Below are 290 nucleotides of genomic sequence, written 5' to 3' on the forward strand. Positions count from 1 at the left end.
CGTGACGACGTTGAGCGTGGTCAGGTTCTGGTCAAGCCAGGTTCGGTCAAGCCGCACACCAAGTTCACCGCAGAAGTCTACGTCCTGTCGAAGGAAGAAGGCGGCCGTCACACTCCGTTCTTCAAAGGCTACCGTCCACAGTTCTACTTCCGTACCACTGACGTGACCGGTAACTGCGAACTGCCGGAAGGCGTTGAAATGGTAATGCCAGGTGACAACATTCAGATGACTGTTACCCTGATCAAGACCATCGCAATGGAAGACGGTCTGCGCTTCGCTATCCGTGAAGG

Annotated in this window: 1 pseudogene; it reads left to right on the forward strand. The window is 54.8% G+C overall.

Annotated features, from left to right (window positions below):
• Nucleotides 1-290 (forward strand): annotated as a pseudogene (locus ACF8GF_RS09410) (elongation factor Tu); the annotation flags it as partial.

This window comes from Pseudomonas sp. yb_5, from assembly GCF_043103865.1.
Lineage (GTDB): Bacteria > Pseudomonadota > Gammaproteobacteria > Pseudomonadales > Pseudomonadaceae > Aquipseudomonas > Aquipseudomonas putida_Y.